The organism is Frigoribacterium sp. AP1, assembly GCF_056680555.1.
In genome coordinates this window covers 1,065,291-1,084,758 of record NZ_CM155288.1, presented here as the reverse complement: position 1 = coordinate 1,084,758, position 19,468 = coordinate 1,065,291, and the positions used below count along the sequence as shown (strand labels likewise).

Annotated in this window: 5 protein-coding genes, 1 tRNA gene and 6 rRNA genes; all 12 read left to right on the top strand. The window is 60.1% G+C overall.

Annotation, left to right across the window (positions count from 1 at the left end; translation table 11 throughout):
- The first annotated feature begins 1 nt into the window (after position 1).
- Positions 2-1,135, top strand: a complete 1,134-nt coding sequence (locus AC1MBW_RS05140; RefSeq protein ID WP_480025680.1) for a branched-chain amino acid aminotransferase — start codon at positions 2-4, stop codon at positions 1,133-1,135.
- Positions 1,132-1,902: a fumarylacetoacetate hydrolase family protein gene (locus AC1MBW_RS05135; protein ID WP_054146214.1), complete on the top strand. Its 771-nt coding sequence runs from the start codon at positions 1,132-1,134 to the stop codon at positions 1,900-1,902. The genes AC1MBW_RS05140 and AC1MBW_RS05135 overlap by 4 nt, the downstream gene beginning before the upstream one ends.
- A 9-nt stretch (positions 1,903-1,911) precedes the next feature.
- Entirely contained in the window at positions 1,912-2,928 is a 1,017-nt protein-coding gene (locus AC1MBW_RS05130) for a YeiH family protein (RefSeq protein ID WP_480025679.1), read from the top strand.
- A 537-nt stretch (positions 2,929-3,465) separates the two neighbouring features.
- Positions 3,466-4,985 (top strand): 16S ribosomal RNA (locus AC1MBW_RS05125).
- A gap of 470 nt (positions 4,986-5,455) precedes the next feature.
- Positions 5,456-8,578: ribosomal RNA gene (locus tag AC1MBW_RS05120) — 23S ribosomal RNA — on the top strand.
- A gap of 162 nt (positions 8,579-8,740) precedes the next feature.
- Positions 8,741-8,857: ribosomal RNA gene (gene rrf / locus AC1MBW_RS05115) — 5S ribosomal RNA — on the top strand.
- The 16S, 23S and 5S rRNA genes sit together here, the layout of an rRNA operon.
- A gap of 2,169 nt (positions 8,858-11,026) precedes the next feature.
- A 16S ribosomal RNA gene (locus AC1MBW_RS05110) occupies positions 11,027-12,546 on the top strand.
- A gap of 470 nt (positions 12,547-13,016) precedes the next feature.
- Positions 13,017-16,139: ribosomal RNA gene (locus AC1MBW_RS05105) — 23S ribosomal RNA — on the top strand.
- A gap of 162 nt (positions 16,140-16,301) precedes the next feature.
- Positions 16,302-16,418 (top strand): 5S ribosomal RNA (gene rrf / locus AC1MBW_RS05100).
- A 109-nt stretch (positions 16,419-16,527) separates the two neighbouring features.
- Positions 16,528-18,018, top strand: coding sequence for a glutamate--tRNA ligase (gene gltX / locus AC1MBW_RS05095; protein WP_054144903.1), 1,491 nt, complete (start codon positions 16,528-16,530; stop codon positions 18,016-18,018).
- Positions 18,015-18,950 carry an NAD(P)/FAD-dependent oxidoreductase gene (locus tag AC1MBW_RS05090; protein WP_480025678.1) on the top strand — a complete coding sequence of 312 codons (936 nt, stop codon included), beginning with the start codon at positions 18,015-18,017 and terminating at the stop codon, positions 18,948-18,950. Before gltX ends, AC1MBW_RS05090 begins: the two co-directional genes overlap by 4 nt.
- A 54-nt stretch (positions 18,951-19,004) precedes the next feature.
- A tRNA-Gln gene (locus AC1MBW_RS05085) sits at positions 19,005-19,076 on the top strand.
- The last annotated feature ends 392 nt before the right edge of the window (positions 19,077-19,468 follow it).

Below are 19,468 nucleotides of genomic sequence, written 5' to 3'. Positions count from 1 at the left end.
CATGACCACCACCGACAACGTCTCCGCCCCGACCGACGACTCGGCCGACTTCCCGCTGCAGTTCGAGCTGACGCCGTCCGAGACGGCTCGCGACGACGCCGAACGCGAGACGATCCTCAGCGACCCCGGCTTCGGCAAGCACTTCACCGACCACATGGTGACCATCGAGTGGACCCTCGCCGACGGCTGGCACGCGGCGTCCGTGCACCCGTACGGCCCTCTCCAGCTCGACCCGTCGGCGTCGGTGCTGCACTACGCGCAAGAGATCTTCGAGGGCATGAAGGCCTACCGGCACGCCGACGGCTCGGTCTGGTCGTTCCGCCCGGACGCCAACGGTCGTCGCCTGCAGCGTTCGGCCCGCCGACTGGCCCTGCCCGAGCTCAGCACGGACGACTTCGTCGAGTCCGTCCGCCAGCTCGTGCGGGCCGATCTGGGGTGGGTGCCGTCGGCCCCCGAGACGAGCCTCTACCTGCGACCGTTCATGATCGCCACCGAGGCGTTCCTGGGGGTCCGGGCCGCGCACGAGGTGTCGTACCACGTCATCGCGAGCCCGGCCGGCGCCTACTTCAGCGGCGGCGTCTCTCCCGTCTCGATCTGGCTGACCACGAACTACGCCCGCGCCGGCAAGGGGGGAACGGGTGCGGCCAAGACGGGCGGCAACTACGCGTCGTCGCTGCTGCCGCAGCAAGAGGCCTACGAGAACGGCTGCCAGCAGGTGTTGTTCCTCGACTCGTCCGAGAGCAACTACATCGAAGAACTCGGCGGCATGAACGTGGTGCTCGTCAAGAAGGACGGCACCCTCGTGACGCCCGACAGCGACTCGATCCTCGAGGGCATCACGCGCGACTCGATCCTCGAGTTGGCCGAGGCCCGGGGGCACCGCGTCGAACGCCGTCGCGTGACGATCGACGAGTGGCGTGACGGCGTCGCGTCCGGTGACATCGTCGAGGTCTTCGCCTGCGGCACGGCCGCGGTCGTCGTCCCCATCGCCGAGCTCAAGGGCGAGGGCATCCACATCGGGTCGCCCGCCGCGTCCGGCGGCGAACTGACCATGTCGCTGCGCGAAGAGCTGACCGACATCCAGTACGGCCGCCGTCCCGACGTCCACGGCTGGATGACTAGGCTCGACGCGTGAAGATCGCCCGTTTCGCCACGCCCGGAGAAGACCCCCGCTACGGCATCGTCGACGAGCGCGAGCTCATCGTCCTCGCCGGCGACCCGATGTACAGCGGGTACGAGACGACCGGAGAGCGGGTGTCCCTGCGTCAGGCCAAGTTGCTCGCGCCGGTGATCCCCCGCTCCAAGATCGTGGGGGTCGGCTTGAACTACCAGGACCACGCCGACGAGCTCGGCCAGTCCGCGCCCGAGGCGCCCGTCTTGTTCCTCAAGCCCAACACGACGGTCATCGGCTTCGGCGACTCGATCCAGCTGCCGCCCGACGTCGGCCGGGTCGACTTCGAGGGTGAGCTCGCCATCGTCATCGGATCGATCGCCAAGCGCGTCAAGGCCGAGGACTACCAAGACGTCGTCTTCGGCTACACCGTGGCCAACGACGTCACGGCCCGCGACGTCCAGAACGCCGACGGTCAGTGGACCCGTGCCAAGGGCTACGACACCTTCCTGCCGCTCGGGCCGTACATCGAGAACGAGTTCGACTGGGCTGACGCCACCATCGAGACCCGGGTCGACGGAGAAGTCATGCAGCGCGAGTCGACGATGCAGATGATCCACAAGATCCCCGAGCTGATCGAGTACGTCACCGACGTGTTCACCCTGCTGCCCGGCGACGTCATCCTGACCGGCACGCCCGCCGGCATCGGTCCGTTCACGTCGGGCCAGACCGTCGAGGTCGCGATCTCCGGCCTCGGCTCGCTGATCAACCCGGCCAAGAACCGGGTCTAGGCCCGTCCGGTGAGCCCCGCCGCCGTCGACGCGCCCTCCCGTGCGCGTCCGGTGCCGGGGCTCGTCGTCGCCGGGGCCGCCTACGGGGTGGCGTGGGGCCTGCACTCCGTGCTGCCGGCGGTCCCCGTCCTCACCTGGTGCGTCTTGGTCGGCATCGCCGTCGCGCAGGTCCGGCCCCTCCGTCCGGTGCTCGACGGCGACTGGAAGCCCGGACTCACCCTCGCCTCCAAGCGACTGTTGCGCATCGGCGTCGTGCTGCTCGGCCTCCAGCTCAGCTTGATCGACGTCGCCGGCCTCGGCTGGGTGACGGTCGTCGTGGTGATCGCGATCCTCGCGCTGACCTTCGGCGTCACCTACCTGCTCGGTCGGTGGGCCCGTCTCCCCGGTGACCAGCCCCTCCTGCTCGCGGCCGGCTTCTCGATCTGCGGGGCGTCGGCCATCGGCGCGATGAGCGCCGTGACCCGGGATCGCGGCAAGGACGCGGCGACCCCCGTGGCCCTGGTCACGCTCTTCGGCACGCTCGCGATCGCCGTCCTGCCCCTGGTCGGAGGGTGGGTCGGTCTGTCCGACCTCGAGTTCGGGGCCTGGGTGGGGGCGAGCGTGCACGACGTGGGACAGGTCGTCGCCACGGCGCAGACCGCCGGAGCCGCCGCCCTCGCGATCGCGGTGATCGTCAAGCTCACGCGGGTGTTGATGCTCGCACCCATCGTGGCGATCACCTCGACGATCGTCCGTCGGCAGGGCGCCGGCGCCGGTGCCCGACCGCCGATCGTGCCCTTGTTCGTCGTCGGTTTCGCCGTCGCGGTCGTCGTCCGCACGGTGGTCCCCGTCCCGGAGGCGCTGCTCGCGATCGCGGGGACGGTCCAGTCGGTCCTGCTCGGGCTCGCGCTCGTCGGCCTGGGGTCGGGCATCCGACTCGAGCGCCTCGTCCGCACCGGTGGTCGCGCCGTGCTCGTGGGTCTGGCGTCGTGGATCGTCATCGCCTCGGTGTCCCTGGGCGCCGTGCTCGTGCTGCCCTTCGGCTGAAGGGCTCGCACCTCCCGGATGTGTAGCGCGACACGCCCGGGATGCACGGACGGTTGGCCAGAGCGGGCAGGACGTGTCTAAAGTAATCACTTGTCACCCCAAAGGTGCGGCGGAGCGAAGCTCTTCCGGCCCTCAAGCGGGACCAACTTCCAAGTCCTCGAGTTGCTTCACAGCCTCGGACCAAGCGAGTTGCGAACACTGAACAAGGTGATGTAGAGTTACGGCTCGTTCCGCAAGGGACTTCGGCACGATCTCGACATCGTCGGTCAGTGCACAAAGATCAAAGAACTGCCCAGGGCAAAGGTCTTCCAAGGCTGGGTCCCCGGTGCGTTTGGTCCTTGAGAACTCAACAGCGTGCACATTGTCAAATGCCAAATTATACCCTGGCATTGCTTGTGGCCTCATCTTTGGTGGGGTTGTGAGTGGTGTTTAGGTTTCTTTGAGATTGATGGACAACAACAATCGTCAGATTGTTTTGTTCTTTAGTCAGCATCAAATTCAGCAGTCATGGCCTATTCCGGTTGTGCTGTTTTTTCTTTTACGGAGAGTTTGATCCTGGCTCAGGACGAACGCTGGCGGCGTGCTTAACACATGCAAGTCGAACGATGAACTGGAGCTTGCTCCAGGGATTAGTGGCGAACGGGTGAGTAACACGTGAGTAACCTGCCCTTGACTCTGGGATAAGCGCTAGAAATGGCGTCTAATACCGGATACGAGCTTCAGCCGCATGGCTAGGAGTTGGAAAGAATTTTGGTCAAGGATGGACTCGCGGCCTATCAGCTAGTTGGTGAGGTAATGGCTCACCAAGGCGACGACGGGTAGCCGGCCTGAGAGGGTGACCGGCCACACTGGGACTGAGACACGGCCCAGACTCCTACGGGAGGCAGCAGTGGGGAATATTGCACAATGGGCGAAAGCCTGATGCAGCAACGCCGCGTGAGGGATGACGGCCTTCGGGTTGTAAACCTCTTTTAGTAGGGAAGAAGCGAAAGTGACGGTACCTGCAGAAAAAGCACCGGCTAACTACGTGCCAGCAGCCGCGGTAATACGTAGGGTGCAAGCGTTGTCCGGAATTATTGGGCGTAAAGAGCTCGTAGGCGGTTTGTCGCGTCTGCTGTGAAATCTGGGGGCTCAACCCCCAGCCTGCAGTGGGTACGGGCAGACTAGAGTGCGGTAGGGGAGATTGGAATTCCTGGTGTAGCGGTGGAATGCGCAGATATCAGGAGGAACACCAATGGCGAAGGCAGATCTCTGGGCCGTAACTGACGCTGAGGAGCGAAAGCATGGGGAGCGAACAGGATTAGATACCCTGGTAGTCCATGCCGTAAACGTTGGGAACTAGATGTGGGGGCCATTCCACGGTCTCCGTGTCGCAGCTAACGCATTAAGTTCCCCGCCTGGGGAGTACGGCCGCAAGGCTAAAACTCAAAGGAATTGACGGGGGCCCGCACAAGCGGCGGAGCATGCGGATTAATTCGATGCAACGCGAAGAACCTTACCAAGGCTTGACATATACCGGAAACGTCCAGAGATGGTCGCCCCGCAAGGTCGGTATACAGGTGGTGCATGGTTGTCGTCAGCTCGTGTCGTGAGATGTTGGGTTAAGTCCCGCAACGAGCGCAACCCTCGTTCTATGTTGCCAGCACGTTATGGTGGGAACTCATAGGAGACTGCCGGGGTCAACTCGGAGGAAGGTGGGGATGACGTCAAATCATCATGCCCCTTATGTCTTGGGCTTCACGCATGCTACAATGGCCGGTACAAAGGGCTGCGATACCGTAAGGTGGAGCGAATCCCAAAAAGCCGGTCTCAGTTCGGATTGAGGTCTGCAACTCGACCTCATGAAGTCGGAGTCGCTAGTAATCGCAGATCAGCAACGCTGCGGTGAATACGTTCCCGGGCCTTGTACACACCGCCCGTCAAGTCATGAAAGTCGGTAACACCCGAAGCCAGTGGCCTAACCCTTGTGGATGGAGCTGTCGAAGGTGGGATCGGTGATTAGGACTAAGTCGTAACAAGGTAGCCGTACCGGAAGGTGCGGCTGGATCACCTCCTTTCTAAGGAGCATGTACTCGCCCCGCGGTATACACGGGGGTCAACGGGTCAAGTCGGTTTCGAAGCGAATGTCTTCGGCCGGCGCTCATGGGTGGAACATTGACAATGGCTCTTCACGAAGAGCATCAGCGCTAGTACGGCACCTTTTGGGTGTCTGGAAGGTGAGGGTGTTCTGGGGTGGGGGGCTTGCACGCTGTTGGGTCCTGAGGGACCAAACATCCACGCTTTGGTGTGGTTGTTTTTCCTCTGGGCCATGAAGGTTCTGCATCACTTGCAGGGTGTTCATGGTGCCGCCCGTATTTTGAGAACTACACAGTGGACGCGAGCATCTTAGTCGCAAGCAGGGCTGGCCTTCGGGTTGGTTGTTGTTTGTGATACTAAGTGCAATTTCTTAGACCAATCCGCCCTTTGGGGTGTGGTTGGCGAATGAGATAACACTGAGCTGTCAGTCTTTGGCTGGCAGCAACTTTGTGGTCAAGTTTCTAAGAGCAAACGGTGGATGCCTTGGCATCTGGAGCCGAAGAAGGACGTAGAAATCTGCGATAAGCCTCGGGGAGCTGATAATCGAGCCCTGATCCGAGGATTTCCGAATGGGGAAACCCCGCCAGGCGTTATGTCTGGTGACTCCCGCCTGAATATATAGGGCGGGTAGAGGGAACGTGGGGAAGTGAAACATCTCAGTACCCACAGGAAGAGAAAACAACAGTGATTCCGTCAGTAGTGGCGAGCGAAATCGGAAGAGGCTAAACCGGTCATGTGTGATAGACGGCGGTCGTTGCATGGTCGGGGTTGTGGGACCCGTTGTCCTGTTCTGCCGGACAGGGACAGTTACAGCGCAGTATAGGCGAACAGCTTTGAATGGCTGGTCATAGAGGGTGCGAACCCCGTAGCCGAAATGCTGGCGCTGGCTGAATGGGGATCCCAAGTAGCTCGGGGCCCGAGAAATCCCGTGTGAATCTGTCAGGACCACCTGATAAGCCTAAATACTCCCAGATGACCGATAGCGGACAAGTACCGTGAGGGAAAGGTGAAAAGTACCCCGGGAGGGGAGTGAAATAGTACCTGAAACCGTTTGCTTACAAACCGTTGGAGCCTCCTTGTAGGGGTGACAGCGTGCCTTTTGAAGAATGAGCCTGCGAGTTAGCGATATGTGGCGAGGTTAACCCGTGTGGGGTAGCCGTAGCGAAAGCGAGTCTTAATAGGGCGATCCAGTCGCATGTCCTAGACCCGAAGCGAAGTGATCTATCCATGGCCAGGTTGAAGCGACGGTAAGACGTCGTGGAGGACCGAACCCACTTAGGTTGAAAACTGAGGGGATGAGCTGTGGATAGGGGTGAAAGGCCAATCAAACTTCGTGATAGCTGGTTCTCTCCGAAATGCATTTAGGTGCAGCGTTGCGTGTTTCTTGCCGGAGGTAGAGCTACTGGATGGCCGATGGGGCCCAAAAGCTTACTGACGTCAGCCAAACTCCGAATGCCGGTAAGTGAGAGCGCAGCAGTGAGACGGTGGGGGATAAGCTTCATCGTCGAGAGGGAAACAACCCAGACTACCAACTAAGGTCCCTAAGCGTGTGCTAAGTGGGAAAGGATGTGGAGTTGCATAGACAACCAGGAGGTTGGCTTAGAAGCAGCCACCCTTGAAAGAGTGCGTAATAGCTCACTGGTCAAGTGATTCCGCGCCGACAATGTAACGGGGCTCAAGCACACCACCGAAGTTGTAGATTTCGTATTATAGACAAGCCTTCGTGGTTCAGTCGTACGGAGTGGTAGGAGAGCGTCGTGTGGCCAGTGAAGCGGCGGTGTAAACCAGCCGTGGAGGCCACACGAGTGAGAATGCAGGCATGAGTAGCGAAAGACGGGTGAGAAACCCGTCCTCCGAAAGACCAAGGGTTCCAGGGCCAGGTTAATCCGCCCTGGGTAAGTCGGGACCTAAGGCGAGGCCGACAGGCGTAGTCGATGGACAACGGGTTGATATTCCCGTACCGGCGAAGAACCGCCCAAGCTAATCCAGTGGTGCTAAGAGTCCTAACCCGGCTGAGTGGATCCCTTCGGGGTGATGCCGGCCGGTCTAACGCTCGACCCCATGCTGGTGCGGTTAACGTATTAACAGGTGTGACGCAGGAAGGTAGCTGAGCCAGGCGATGGTATCCGTAAGGTGAACCTGGTGTAAGGATGTAGGGCTGACGATAGGCAAATCCGTCGTCAATGCGCCTGAGATCCGATGCGTACCCCGATTGGGGGAAATCAGTGATCCTATGCTGCCGAGAAAAGCATCGACGTGAGGTTCAAGCCGCCCGTACCCCAAACCGACTCAGGTGGTCAGGTAGAGAATACCAAGGAGATCGAGAGAATCGTGGTTAAGGAACTCGGCAAAATGCCCCCGTAACTTCGGGAGAAGGGGGGCCGGAACCGTGATGGGATTTACTCCCGGAGCGGGAAAGGCCGCAGAGACCAGTGGGAAGCGACTGTTTACTAAAAACACAGGTCCGTGCCAAGTCGCAAGACGATGTATACGGACTGACGCCTGCCCGGTGCTGGAAGGTTAAGAGGAACGGTTAGCGCAAGCGAAGCTGAGAATTTAAGCCCCAGTAAACGGCGGTGGTAACTATAACCATCCTAAGGTAGCGAAATTCCTTGTCGGGTAAGTTCCGACCTGCACGAATGGCGTAACGACTTCCCAGCTGTCTCAACCGCGAACTCGGCGAAATTGCACTACGAGTAAAGATGCTCGTTACGCGCAGCAGGACGGAAAGACCCCGTGACCTTTACTACAGCTTGGTATTGGTGTTCGGAGTGGCTTGTGTAGGATAGGTGGGAGACTGTGAAGCTTGGACGCTAGTTCAGGTGGAGTCATTGTTGAAATACCACTCTGGTCACTTTGGATATCTAACTACGAACCGTGATCCGGTTCTGGGACAGTGCCTGGTGGGTAGTTTAACTGGGGCGGTTGCCTCCCAAAAAGTAACGGAGGCGCCCAAAGGTTCCCTCAACCTGGTTGGCAATCAGGTGTCGAGTGTAAGTGCACAAGGGAGCTTGACTGTGAGACTGACAAGTCGAGCAGGGACGAAAGTCGGGACTAGTGATCCGGCAGTGGCTTGTGGAAGCGCTGTCGCTCAACGGATAAAAGGTACCTCGGGGATAACAGGCTGATCTTGCCCAAGAGTCCATATCGACGGCATGGTTTGGCACCTCGATGTCGGCTCGTCGCATCCTGGGGCTGGAGTAGGTCCCAAGGGTTGGGCTGTTCGCCCATTAAAGCGGTACGCGAGCTGGGTTTAGAACGTCGTGAGACAGTTCGGTCCCTATCCGCTGCGCGCGTAGGAAATTTGAGAAGATCTATCCCTAGTACGAGAGGACCGGGATGGACGAACCTCTGGTGTGTCAGTTGTCCTGCCAAGGGCACCGCTGATTAGCTACGTTCGGAACGGATAACCGCTGAAAGCATCTAAGCGGGAAGCCGGCTTCGAGATGAGATTTCCATACCCTTAGGGGTGAGAGGCTCCCAGCTAGACTACTGGGTTGATAGGCCGGATGTGGAAGTGGGGACTAACGACCCATGGAGCTGACCGGTACTAATAAGCCGATAACTTGACAACACTCCCTCCCTGTAGAGGTGGGGGAAAGCTGCTTGCGTCCACTATGTGGTTCCCGAAATACGGTCGGGAACATAACTCAACAGACAAGTCGCCGCATCTATCACGGATGGGGTGCATGGTCTGAGACAGACTTCACCACCAGTAATGGTGTGTGGTAAATGTTTCGGCGGCCATAGCGAGAGGGAAACGCCCGGTCACATTCCGAACCCGGAAGCTAAGACTCTCAGCGCCGATGGTACTGCAAGGGGGACCTTGTGGGAGAGTAGGACACCGCCGGACTCCTTTTAGTGCGAAGAGCACATGCAACACCAGAAAGGCCCCTTCTTCGGAAGGGGCCTTTCTGCGTTTAACGCTGACCAGCTGGACGACCCCGCTTTGGGCGTGGCGTCCTGGAGGTGGGGAGAGCTGCAGGCAGGGAGCCCGCGAGAGGACGGCACCACCGCCAGTGCGCTTGCGGGCGTGTTTTCGGCTCGACACCCCGACCTTCTCTCGGACAAGGGTGGAGGGTCGCCGGGTGGAGGCTCATTGCCCGAGAGCAGCGCGCATGTCCTAGGCGGTCTCCCACTGCGCCGACTTGCCGGTGCTTTGGGCGCACGATATGCCGAATGGATCGAGTCTCCAGGTCCGTGACACTCGAGGAACCGGCTTGAGGGCGTGCTTCGAGTGGATTCTTGCCGTGTTGCTGCGTTGCAGTCGAGGCGCCGTGGGCTTGAGCTCGGGCCTCACTCCAGTCGAGTTGCTCCCACTAGGCGCGCTCAGGGCCACTGTGCGATCGAACCGTTCCCTTTTCGTCACCACAAGGACGATCGGGCTTGACTGACCTCCGCGCGGCACTGGGGTCGGTCCGTGCCGCAGCGATCCCGGCTCATGCATCTCTGCACGAGCCAAGCGCGTATGGTCATCGATTGGTGCGCACGTCTTCCATACCGATGCGGTTCGTCTCCTTGTCGGTCGACCTTTGCGGCGTGCGTAGAGCCGGCAGCCTCCGCCGTCCGAATCCGTCGACGTCGACCACTTCACCTCCACCGACCACTACCGACTTCCTTCCCACGGGTTCGCCCTCGCGGGTGTCGGTCGCAGGGGGTCTTCCCTGATCGGGTCGGGACAACGGTGGGACGCGGTTCCTTCTCCCAGCCCGAGAGGCCCTGTACGCGGGGACGTTCCTCTCGGGCCACGGCCATGGCCAGGGCCACGGAGCCGCCGGCCCGACCTGGAGCCGGCCTCGAGCGCCCAGCACGGCAGCTCCGGGACAGGGCCGTGTCTTGCGACCAATTCACCCAGGCCGAATCGGCCGGCCCTCGACACCGGCGTCGCCTTCAGCCCGAAAGCGGGTGACTCGGCGATGAGTTCATTGATGTGAGATGTCTTTGCTCCACTCGCCATGAGGATGACATGCGCCTCCTGCGAGCTAAGGCGTCGTGAGCGGAAGACGCGGTGCACCGGCAGGGCTCCCGGCTGATTCGTCGCACGGGCACGACCGTGGGAGGAGGGTGCTCGAGGTGGGTGAGGGGGGAACGAAGCAGCTCTACTCGCACGGAGAGATGGGGCTCCCCTCCAGTAGCTCCATAGGGCCACGGCTGTCATGGGTGAGTACGACCAGCCAGTGCCTCCTGCGCCGGGCTGCGAGGGCTTGGCGGGGCGACTTGCGCGATGGGCGTGTCTCGACCGTTGCGATCGGTGTCCTCGCGATCCCCCTTGTCGTGAGTCACACCACGGGGGTGAGCTACGTCATCGGACAGATGGGTCGGCGCGCGATCACGCCGGGGCATCGGCCCCGAGGCGGTGTTGATAATGCGCGGTCCGAGCTGCTCTCTCGGTCGAGCGGCGGCTACGCTTCGAGCCACGTCGTGAGTCTCTGGTGTGGAGGGGCGTCTCCGTTTCCTCTCGCCGGTCCCGGGTGCGACACGCCCGGGATGCACGGAAGTTTGGGGGTGGGGGCCGGGGGCTGTGTAAAGTAATCCGAGTCAGCCCAAAGGTGCGGCGGAGCGGCTAGGACAGTGATCAGAGATGGTCCCGATCCGGAGCTTCCCGGCCTCAAGTGGTGGCATCCTCCCCGAGAACGGGTCGCTTGCGACTCGTGGTTCGTGTGGTAGGGTTTCAAATCCATCCTCTGGTTCACGCCAGGTGCTGGTCTTCACGTGGTGGGGATCGGAAATCGAGTCGTTTCGGCTTGGTCCATCGGGATGGTATGGTTCCACAGCTGCTTCGAGCGAAGGTCTTTCCGGCCGGGACTCGGGTGCGTTTGGTCCTTGAGAACTCAACAGCGTGCACATTGTCAAATGCCAAATTATACCCTGGCATTGCTTATGGCCTCATCTTTGATGGGGTTGTGAGTGGTGTTTAGGTTTCTTTGAGATTGATGGACAACAACAATCGTCAGATTGTTTTGTTCTTTAGTCAGCATCAAATTCAGCAGTCATGGCCTATTCCGGTTGTGCTGTTTTTTCTTTTACGGAGAGTTTGATCCTGGCTCAGGACGAACGCTGGCGGCGTGCTTAACACATGCAAGTCGAACGATGAACTGGAGCTTGCTCCAGGGATTAGTGGCGAACGGGTGAGTAACACGTGAGTAACCTGCCCTTGACTCTGGGATAAGCGCTAGAAATGGCGTCTAATACCGGATACGAGCTTCAGCCGCATGGCTAGGAGTTGGAAAGAATTTTGGTCAAGGATGGACTCGCGGCCTATCAGCTAGTTGGTGAGGTAATGGCTCACCAAGGCGACGACGGGTAGCCGGCCTGAGAGGGTGACCGGCCACACTGGGACTGAGACACGGCCCAGACTCCTACGGGAGGCAGCAGTGGGGAATATTGCACAATGGGCGAAAGCCTGATGCAGCAACGCCGCGTGAGGGATGACGGCCTTCGGGTTGTAAACCTCTTTTAGTAGGGAAGAAGCGAAAGTGACGGTACCTGCAGAAAAAGCACCGGCTAACTACGTGCCAGCAGCCGCGGTAATACGTAGGGTGCAAGCGTTGTCCGGAATTATTGGGCGTAAAGAGCTCGTAGGCGGTTTGTCGCGTCTGCTGTGAAATCTGGGGGCTCAACCCCCAGCCTGCAGTGGGTACGGGCAGACTAGAGTGCGGTAGGGGAGATTGGAATTCCTGGTGTAGCGGTGGAATGCGCAGATATCAGGAGGAACACCGATGGCGAAGGCAGATCTCTGGGCCGTAACTGACGCTGAGGAGCGAAAGCATGGGGAGCGAACAGGATTAGATACCCTGGTAGTCCATGCCGTAAACGTTGGGAACTAGATGTGGGGGCCATTCCACGGTCTCCGTGTCGCAGCTAACGCATTAAGTTCCCCGCCTGGGGAGTACGGCCGCAAGGCTAAAACTCAAAGGAATTGACGGGGGCCCGCACAAGCGGCGGAGCATGCGGATTAATTCGATGCAACGCGAAGAACCTTACCAAGGCTTGACATATACCGGAAACGTCCAGAGATGGTCGCCCCGCAAGGTCGGTATACAGGTGGTGCATGGTTGTCGTCAGCTCGTGTCGTGAGATGTTGGGTTAAGTCCCGCAACGAGCGCAACCCTCGTTCTATGTTGCCAGCACGTTATGGTGGGAACTCATAGGAGACTGCCGGGGTCAACTCGGAGGAAGGTGGGGATGACGTCAAATCATCATGCCCCTTATGTCTTGGGCTTCACGCATGCTACAATGGCCGGTACAAAGGGCTGCGATACCGTAAGGTGGAGCGAATCCCAAAAAGCCGGTCTCAGTTCGGATTGAGGTCTGCAACTCGACCTCATGAAGTCGGAGTCGCTAGTAATCGCAGATCAGCAACGCTGCGGTGAATACGTTCCCGGGCCTTGTACACACCGCCCGTCAAGTCATGAAAGTCGGTAACACCCGAAGCCAGTGGCCTAACCCTTGTGGATGGAGCTGTCGAAGGTGGGATCGGTGATTAGGACTAAGTCGTAACAAGGTAGCCGTACCGGAAGGTGCGGCTGGATCACCTCCTTTCTAAGGAGCATGTACTCGCCCCGCGGTATACACGGGGGTCAACGGGTCAAGTCGGTTTCGAAGCGAATGTCTTCGGCCGGCGCTCATGGGTGGAACATTGACAATGGCTCTTCACGAAGAGCATCAGCGCTAGTACGGCACCTTTTGGGTGTCTGGAAGGTGAGGGTGTTCTGGGGTGGGGGGCTTGCACGCTGTTGGGTCCTGAGGGACCAAACATCCACGCTTTGGTGTGGTTGTTTTTCCTCTGGGCCATGAAGGTTCTGCATCACTTGCAGGGTGTTCATGGTGCCGCCCGTATTTTGAGAACTACACAGTGGACGCGAGCATCTTAGTCGCAAGCAGGGCTGGCCTTCGGGTTGGTTGTTGTTTGTGATACTAAGTGCAATTTCTTAGACCAATCCGCCCTTTGGGGTGTGGTTGGCGAATGAGATAACACTGAGCTGTCAGTCTTTGGCTGGCAGCAACTTTGTGGTCAAGTTTCTAAGAGCAAACGGTGGATGCCTTGGCATCTGGAGCCGAAGAAGGACGTAGAAATCTGCGATAAGCCTCGGGGAGCTGATAATCGAGCCCTGATCCGAGGATTTCCGAATGGGGAAACCCCGCCAGGCGTTATGTCTGGTGACTCCCGCCTGAATATATAGGGCGGGTAGAGGGAACGTGGGGAAGTGAAACATCTCAGTACCCACAGGAAGAGAAAACAACAGTGATTCCGTCAGTAGTGGCGAGCGAAATCGGAAGAGGCTAAACCGGTCATGTGTGATAGACGGCGGTCGTTGCATGGTCGGGGTTGTGGGACCCGTTGTCCTGTTCTGCCGGACAGGGACAGTTACAGCGCAGTATAGGCGAACAGCTTTGAATGGCTGGTCATAGAGGGTGCGAACCCCGTAGCCGAAATGCTGGCGCTGGCTGAATGGGGATCCCAAGTAGCTCGGGGCCCGAGAAATCCCGTGTGAATCTGTCAGGACCACCTGATAAGCCTAAATACTCCCAGATGACCGATAGCGGACAAGTACCGTGAGGGAAAGGTGAAAAGTACCCCGGGAGGGGAGTGAAATAGTACCTGAAACCGTTTGCTTACAAACCGTTGGAGCCTCCTTGTAGGGGTGACAGCGTGCCTTTTGAAGAATGAGCCTGCGAGTTAGCGATATGTGGCGAGGTTAACCCGTGTGGGGTAGCCGTAGCGAAAGCGAGTCTTAATAGGGCGATCCAGTCGCATGTCCTAGACCCGAAGCGAAGTGATCTATCCATGGCCAGGTTGAAGCGACGGTAAGACGTCGTGGAGGACCGAACCCACTTAGGTTGAAAACTGAGGGGATGAGCTGTGGATAGGGGTGAAAGGCCAATCAAACTTCGTGATAGCTGGTTCTCTCCGAAATGCATTTAGGTGCAGCGTTGCGTGTTTCTTGCCGGAGGTAGAGCTACTGGATGGCCGATGGGGCCCAAAAGCTTACTGACGTCAGCCAAACTCCGAATGCCGGTAAGTGAGAGCGCAGCAGTGAGACGGTGGGGGATAAGCTTCATCGTCGAGAGGGAAACAACCCAGACTACCAACTAAGGTCCCTAAGCGTGTGCTAAGTGGGAAAGGATGTGGAGTTGCATAGACAACCAGGAGGTTGGCTTAGAAGCAGCCACCCTTGAAAGAGTGCGTAATAGCTCACTGGTCAAGTGATTCCGCGCCGACAATGTAACGGGGCTCAAGCACACCACCGAAGTTGTAGATTTCGTATTATAGACAAGCCTTCGTGGTTCAGTCGTACGGAGTGGTAGGAGAGCGTCGTGTGGCCAGTGAAGCGGCGGTGTAAACCAGCCGTGGAGGCCACACGAGTGAGAATGCAGGCATGAGTAGCGAAAGACGGGTGAGAAACCCGTCCTCCGAAAGACCAAGGGTTCCAGGGCCAGGTTAATCCGCCCTGGGTAAGTCGGGACCTAAGGCGAGGCCGACAGGCGTAGTCGATGGACAACGGGTTGATATTCCCGTACCGGCGAAGAACCGCCCAAGCTAATCCAGTGGTGCTAAGAGTCCTAACCCGGCTGAGTGGATCCCTTCGGGGTGATGCCGGCCGGTCTAACGCTCGACCCCATGCTGGTGCGGTTAACGTATTAACAGGTGTGACGCAGGAAGGTAGCTGAGCCAGGCGATGGTATCCGTAAGGTGAACCTGGTGTAAGGATGTAGGGCTGACGATAGGCAAATCCGTCGTCAATGCGCCTGAGATCCGATGCGTACCCCGATTGGGGGAAATCAGTGATCCTATGCTGCCGAGAAAAGCATCGACGTGAGGTTCAAGCCGCCCGTACCCCAAACCGACTCAGGTGGTCAGGTAGAGAATACCAAGGAGATCGAGAGAATCGTGGTTAAGGAACTCGGCAAAATGCCCCCGTAACTTCGGGAGAAGGGGGGCCGGAACCGTGATGGGATTTACTCCCGGAGCGGGAAAGGCCGCAGAGACCAGTGGGAAGCGACTGTTTACTAAAAACACAGGTCCGTGCCAAGTCGCAAGACGATGTATACGGACTGACGCCTGCCCGGTGCTGGAAGGTTAAGAGGAACGGTTAGCGCAAGCGAAGCTGAGAATTTAAGCCCCAGTAAACGGCGGTGGTAACTATAACCATCCTAAGGTAGCGAAATTCCTTGTCGGGTAAGTTCCGACCTGCACGAATGGCGTAACGACTTCCCAGCTGTCTCAACCGCGAACTCGGCGAAATTGCACTACGAGTAAAGATGCTCGTTACGCGCAGCAGGACGGAAAGACCCCGTGACCTTTACTACAGCTTGGTATTGGTGTTCGGAGTGGCTTGTGTAGGATAGGTGGGAGACTGTGAAGCTTGGACGCTAGTTCAGGTGGAGTCATTGTTGAAATACCACTCTGGTCACTTTGGATATCTAACTACGAACCGTGATCCGGTTCTGGGACAGTGCCTGGTGGGTAGTTTAACTGGGGCGGTTGCCTCCCAAAAAGTAACGGAGGCGCCCAAAGGTTCCCTCAACCTGGTTGGCAATCAGGTGTCGAGTGTAAGTGCACAAGGGAGCTTGACTGTGAGACTGACAAGTCGAGCAGGGACGAAAGTCGGGACTAGTGATCCGGCAGTGGCTTGTGGAAGCGCTGTCGCTCAACGGATAAAAGGTACCTCGGGGATAACAGGCTGATCTTGCCCAAGAGTCCATATCGACGGCATGGTTTGGCACCTCGATGTCGGCTCGTCGCATCCTGGGGCTGGAGTAGGTCCCAAGGGTTGGGCTGTTCGCCCATTAAAGCGGTACGCGAGCTGGGTTTAGAACGTCGTGAGACAGTTCGGTCCCTATCCGCTGCGCGCGTAGGAAATTTGAGAAGATCTATCCCTAGTACGAGAGGACCGGGATGGACGAACCTCTGGTGTGTCAGTTGTCCTGCCAAGGGCACCGCTGATTAGCTACGTTCGGAACGGATAACCGCTGAAAGCATCTAAGCGGGAAGCCGGCTTCGAGATGAGATTTCCATACCCTTAGGGGTGAGAGGCTCCCAGCTAGACTACTGGGTTGATAGGCCGGATGTGGAAGTGGGGACTAACGACCCATGGAGCTGACCGGTACTAATAAGCCGATAACTTGACAACACTCCCTCCCTGTAGAGGTGGGGGAAAGCTGCTTGCGTCCACTATGTGGTTCCCGAAATACGGTCGGGAACATAACTCAACAGACAAGTCGCCGCATCTATCACGGATGGGGTGCATGGTCTGAGACAGACTTCACCACCAGTAATGGTGTGTGGTAAATGTTTCGGCGGCCATAGCGAGAGGGAAACGCCCGGTCACATTCCGAACCCGGAAGCTAAGACTCTCAGCGCCGATGGTACTGCAAGGGGGACCTTGTGGGAGAGTAGGACACCGCCGGACTCCTTTTAGTGCGAAGAGCACATGCAACACCAGAAAGGCCCCTTCTTCGGAAGGGGCCTTTCTGCGTTTAACGCTGACCAGCTGGACGACCCCGGTAAGATCGACACCGATGTCTGCTCCCTTCTCCACCGCCACCGGCGCCGACGTGCGCGTGCGGTTCTGCCCCTCTCCCACCGGAACGCCGCATGTCGGCCTCATCCGCACCGCCCTCTTCAACTGGGCGTACGCCCGGCACACAGGCGGCAAGCTCGTGTTCCGCATCGAAGACACCGACGCTGCCCGAGACAGCGAGGAGAGCTACGAGCAGATCCTCGACGGTCTGCGCTGGCTGAAGATCGATTGGGACGAGGGAGTCGACGCCGGCGGGCCTCATGGTCCGTACCGGCAGTCACAGCGCCACGACATCTATCGCGGCGTCATCGATCAACTTCTCGAGCGTGGCCTGCTCTACGAGAGCTTCGCCACGGGCGAAGAGATCGAGGCGCGCAACATCGCGAACGGCCGTGACCCCAAACAGGGCTACGACAACTTCGAGCGAGAGCTCAGCGACGAGCAGCGGGCCGCGTTCCGGGCTGAAGGGCGTCAGCCGGCTCTCCGCCTGCGCGTGCCTGATCGCGACCTCAGCTTCGACGACCTCGTGCGCGGTGAGATCACCTTCCCAGCGGGCTCCTTCAGCGACTTCGTCGTCGTCCGACCCAACGGCGTGCCTCTCTACACGTTCGTTAACCCGCTGGACGACGCCCTCATGGGCATCACGCACGTCCTGCGAGGTGAAGACCTCCTCTCGTCGACGCCGCGGCAGATCGCGCTCTACGAGGCGCTGGTCGAGCTGGGCATCACGACCTGCGTCCCTCGGTTCGGCCACTTGCCCTACGTCATGGGTGACGGCAACAAGAAGCTCTCGAAGCGCGACCCCGAATCGAACCTGTTCCACCACCGCGACCGGGGGTTCATCCCCGAAGGCCTCGTCAACTACCTCGCCCTCTTGGGGTGGTCGTTGACGCACGATCGGGACGTGTTCTCGATCGACGAGATGGTCACGGCGTTCGACGTCGTCGACGTGAATCCGAACCCGGCACGGTTCGACGTCAAGAAGGCCGAGTCGATCAACGGCGACCACATTCGTCTCCTCCCGGTCGAGGACTTCACGGAACGACTGCTGCCCTACCTTGACGGGATCGTCAGCGTGCCCCCGACGGACGCCGAGCGTGCCGTGCTGGCGCAGGCTGCGCCTCTCGTCCAGGAGCGCATGACCCTCCTGTCCGAGGCTCGGGGCATGCTCGGGTTCCTGTTCGTCGCCGACGACGACCTCGTCCACGAAGACGACGCACTGGCCTCGCTGGGTGAGCGGTCCGGCGAGGTGCTGCGCGCCTCCTCGGCCGCCCTCGAGGGCGTGTCGGACTGGACGCACGAGCCGATCCAAGCAGCCCTCAAGGCGGCTCTCGTCGACGACCTGGGCCTCAAGCCCCGCGTGGCCTACGGGCCGCTGCGCGTGGCGCTGTCCGGGCGGCGGGTGAGCCCGCCGCTGTTCGAGTCGATGGAGATTCTCGGCCGCGAGTCGACCCTCGCCCGACTCGCCGCCCTCGCCGAGCGCTCATGACCGAGCACTACGACGTCGCGGTCATCGGGGGAGGGCCCGCGGGGCTGAGTGCTGCGCTCAATCTCGTCCGCGCCCGTCGACGCGTCCTGCTCATCGACAGCAACCGGCCGCGCAACTCCGCCACGTTGCTCTCGCACGGGTACCTCACGCGGGACGGCATCTCGCCGCTCGAGCTGCGCAAGCTCGGGCGCGACGAGTTCCTGGGCTACGAGGGGGCCGAGCACCGACAGACGCTGGCGACGAACGTGGCTCCGATCGACGGCGGGTTCGAGATCTCGTGCGAGTTCCGCGGGCAGCAGTCGTCCGCGGTCGCGGGGGCCGTGCTGGTGACGACGGGGTTGAGCGAGACCCTACCCGAGATCGCCCAGCTCCGGGCTTTCTACGGCACGTACATCCACAGCTGCATCGAGTGTGACGGATACGACAAGCGTGACCAGCCGCTCGCCCTGATCGGCGAGCACTCCGACCTCGTCGACCGTGCGTTGTTGCTCTCGCAGTGGACCGACGACCTCATCGTGTTCACGCACGGCTCGGATGTCGTGACCTCGGCGGACGAGGCTGCGCTGGCAGCCCGTGGCATCACGGTGGATCGTCGCCGGGTCACGAGCATCGACGGCGATCGCGACGGCATGCGCGGGGTCGTGCTCGAGGACGGCACGGTCGTCCCTCGGGCCGGCGGCTTCGTGCGCCCGGAGTGGTCGGCGGCGCTGGACTACGTCTTCGCGACGGGAGCCGACCTGGACGACGACGGGTTGCTCGTCGTCGACGGGCACGGACGGACCTCGGTGCCCGGGCTGTACGCGGCCGGTGAGAGCACGGCGCCCGGGCCTCAGCAACTGATCGTCGCCGCCGGTGACGGCGCCCGCGTGGCCGCCGTCATCAACCGCGACCTGATCGGTGGCCTCGAACACCTGGCGGATGCTGTACAGTAGACGTCGGTCCAGGTGATGGGCCGACAGTGATGTAGACCTTACGGCCGTCATCATTGGGGTATGGTGTAATTGGCAACACGACTGATTCTGGTTCAGTTGTTCTTGGTTCGAGTCCAGGTACCCCAGCAATGCATGCCCCCTGACTTTCGGTCCGGGGGCATTGCTGTTCGTGCTCGTCCGGCCGCCTCCGGCGGCCTCCGGCGGCGTGTTGGCCTTAGCCGAACGAGGGCCGCGTTTCGCCCGCGGACGGACCCGCGTTTCGCCCGCCGACGGACCCGCGCTTCGCCGGCCTTGGTCGCTGTCGGTGCGGCGATGGTGCACCTTGTGTGCAGTTCGCGACCACGAGCGAACGACACACCGTCCTCGAGGCGCTCGGGGCGCCTCCTGCGTCGTGCTCTGTCGGGTTCGGCACGGACACGACGCAGTCGCAGGTCGGGATCGGCGCAGACAGGGTGCCGTTGCCGGCTCGGGTTGGTCTCGACAATCCGTCGGCGCGTACCGCCCGCGCGATCCGACGG

Bases quoted from the DNA above. Each gene is read 5' to 3' on its own strand.
- AC1MBW_RS05140 (WP_480025680.1), top strand. From the start codon at position 2: ATGACCACCACCGACAACGTCTCCGCCCCGACCGACGACTCGGCCGAC.
- gltX (WP_054144903.1), top strand. From the start codon at position 16,528: ATGTCTGCTCCCTTCTCCACCGCCACCGGCGCCGACGTGCGCGTGCGG.
- AC1MBW_RS05090 (WP_480025678.1), top strand. From the start codon at position 18,015: ATGACCGAGCACTACGACGTCGCGGTCATCGGGGGAGGGCCCGCGGGG.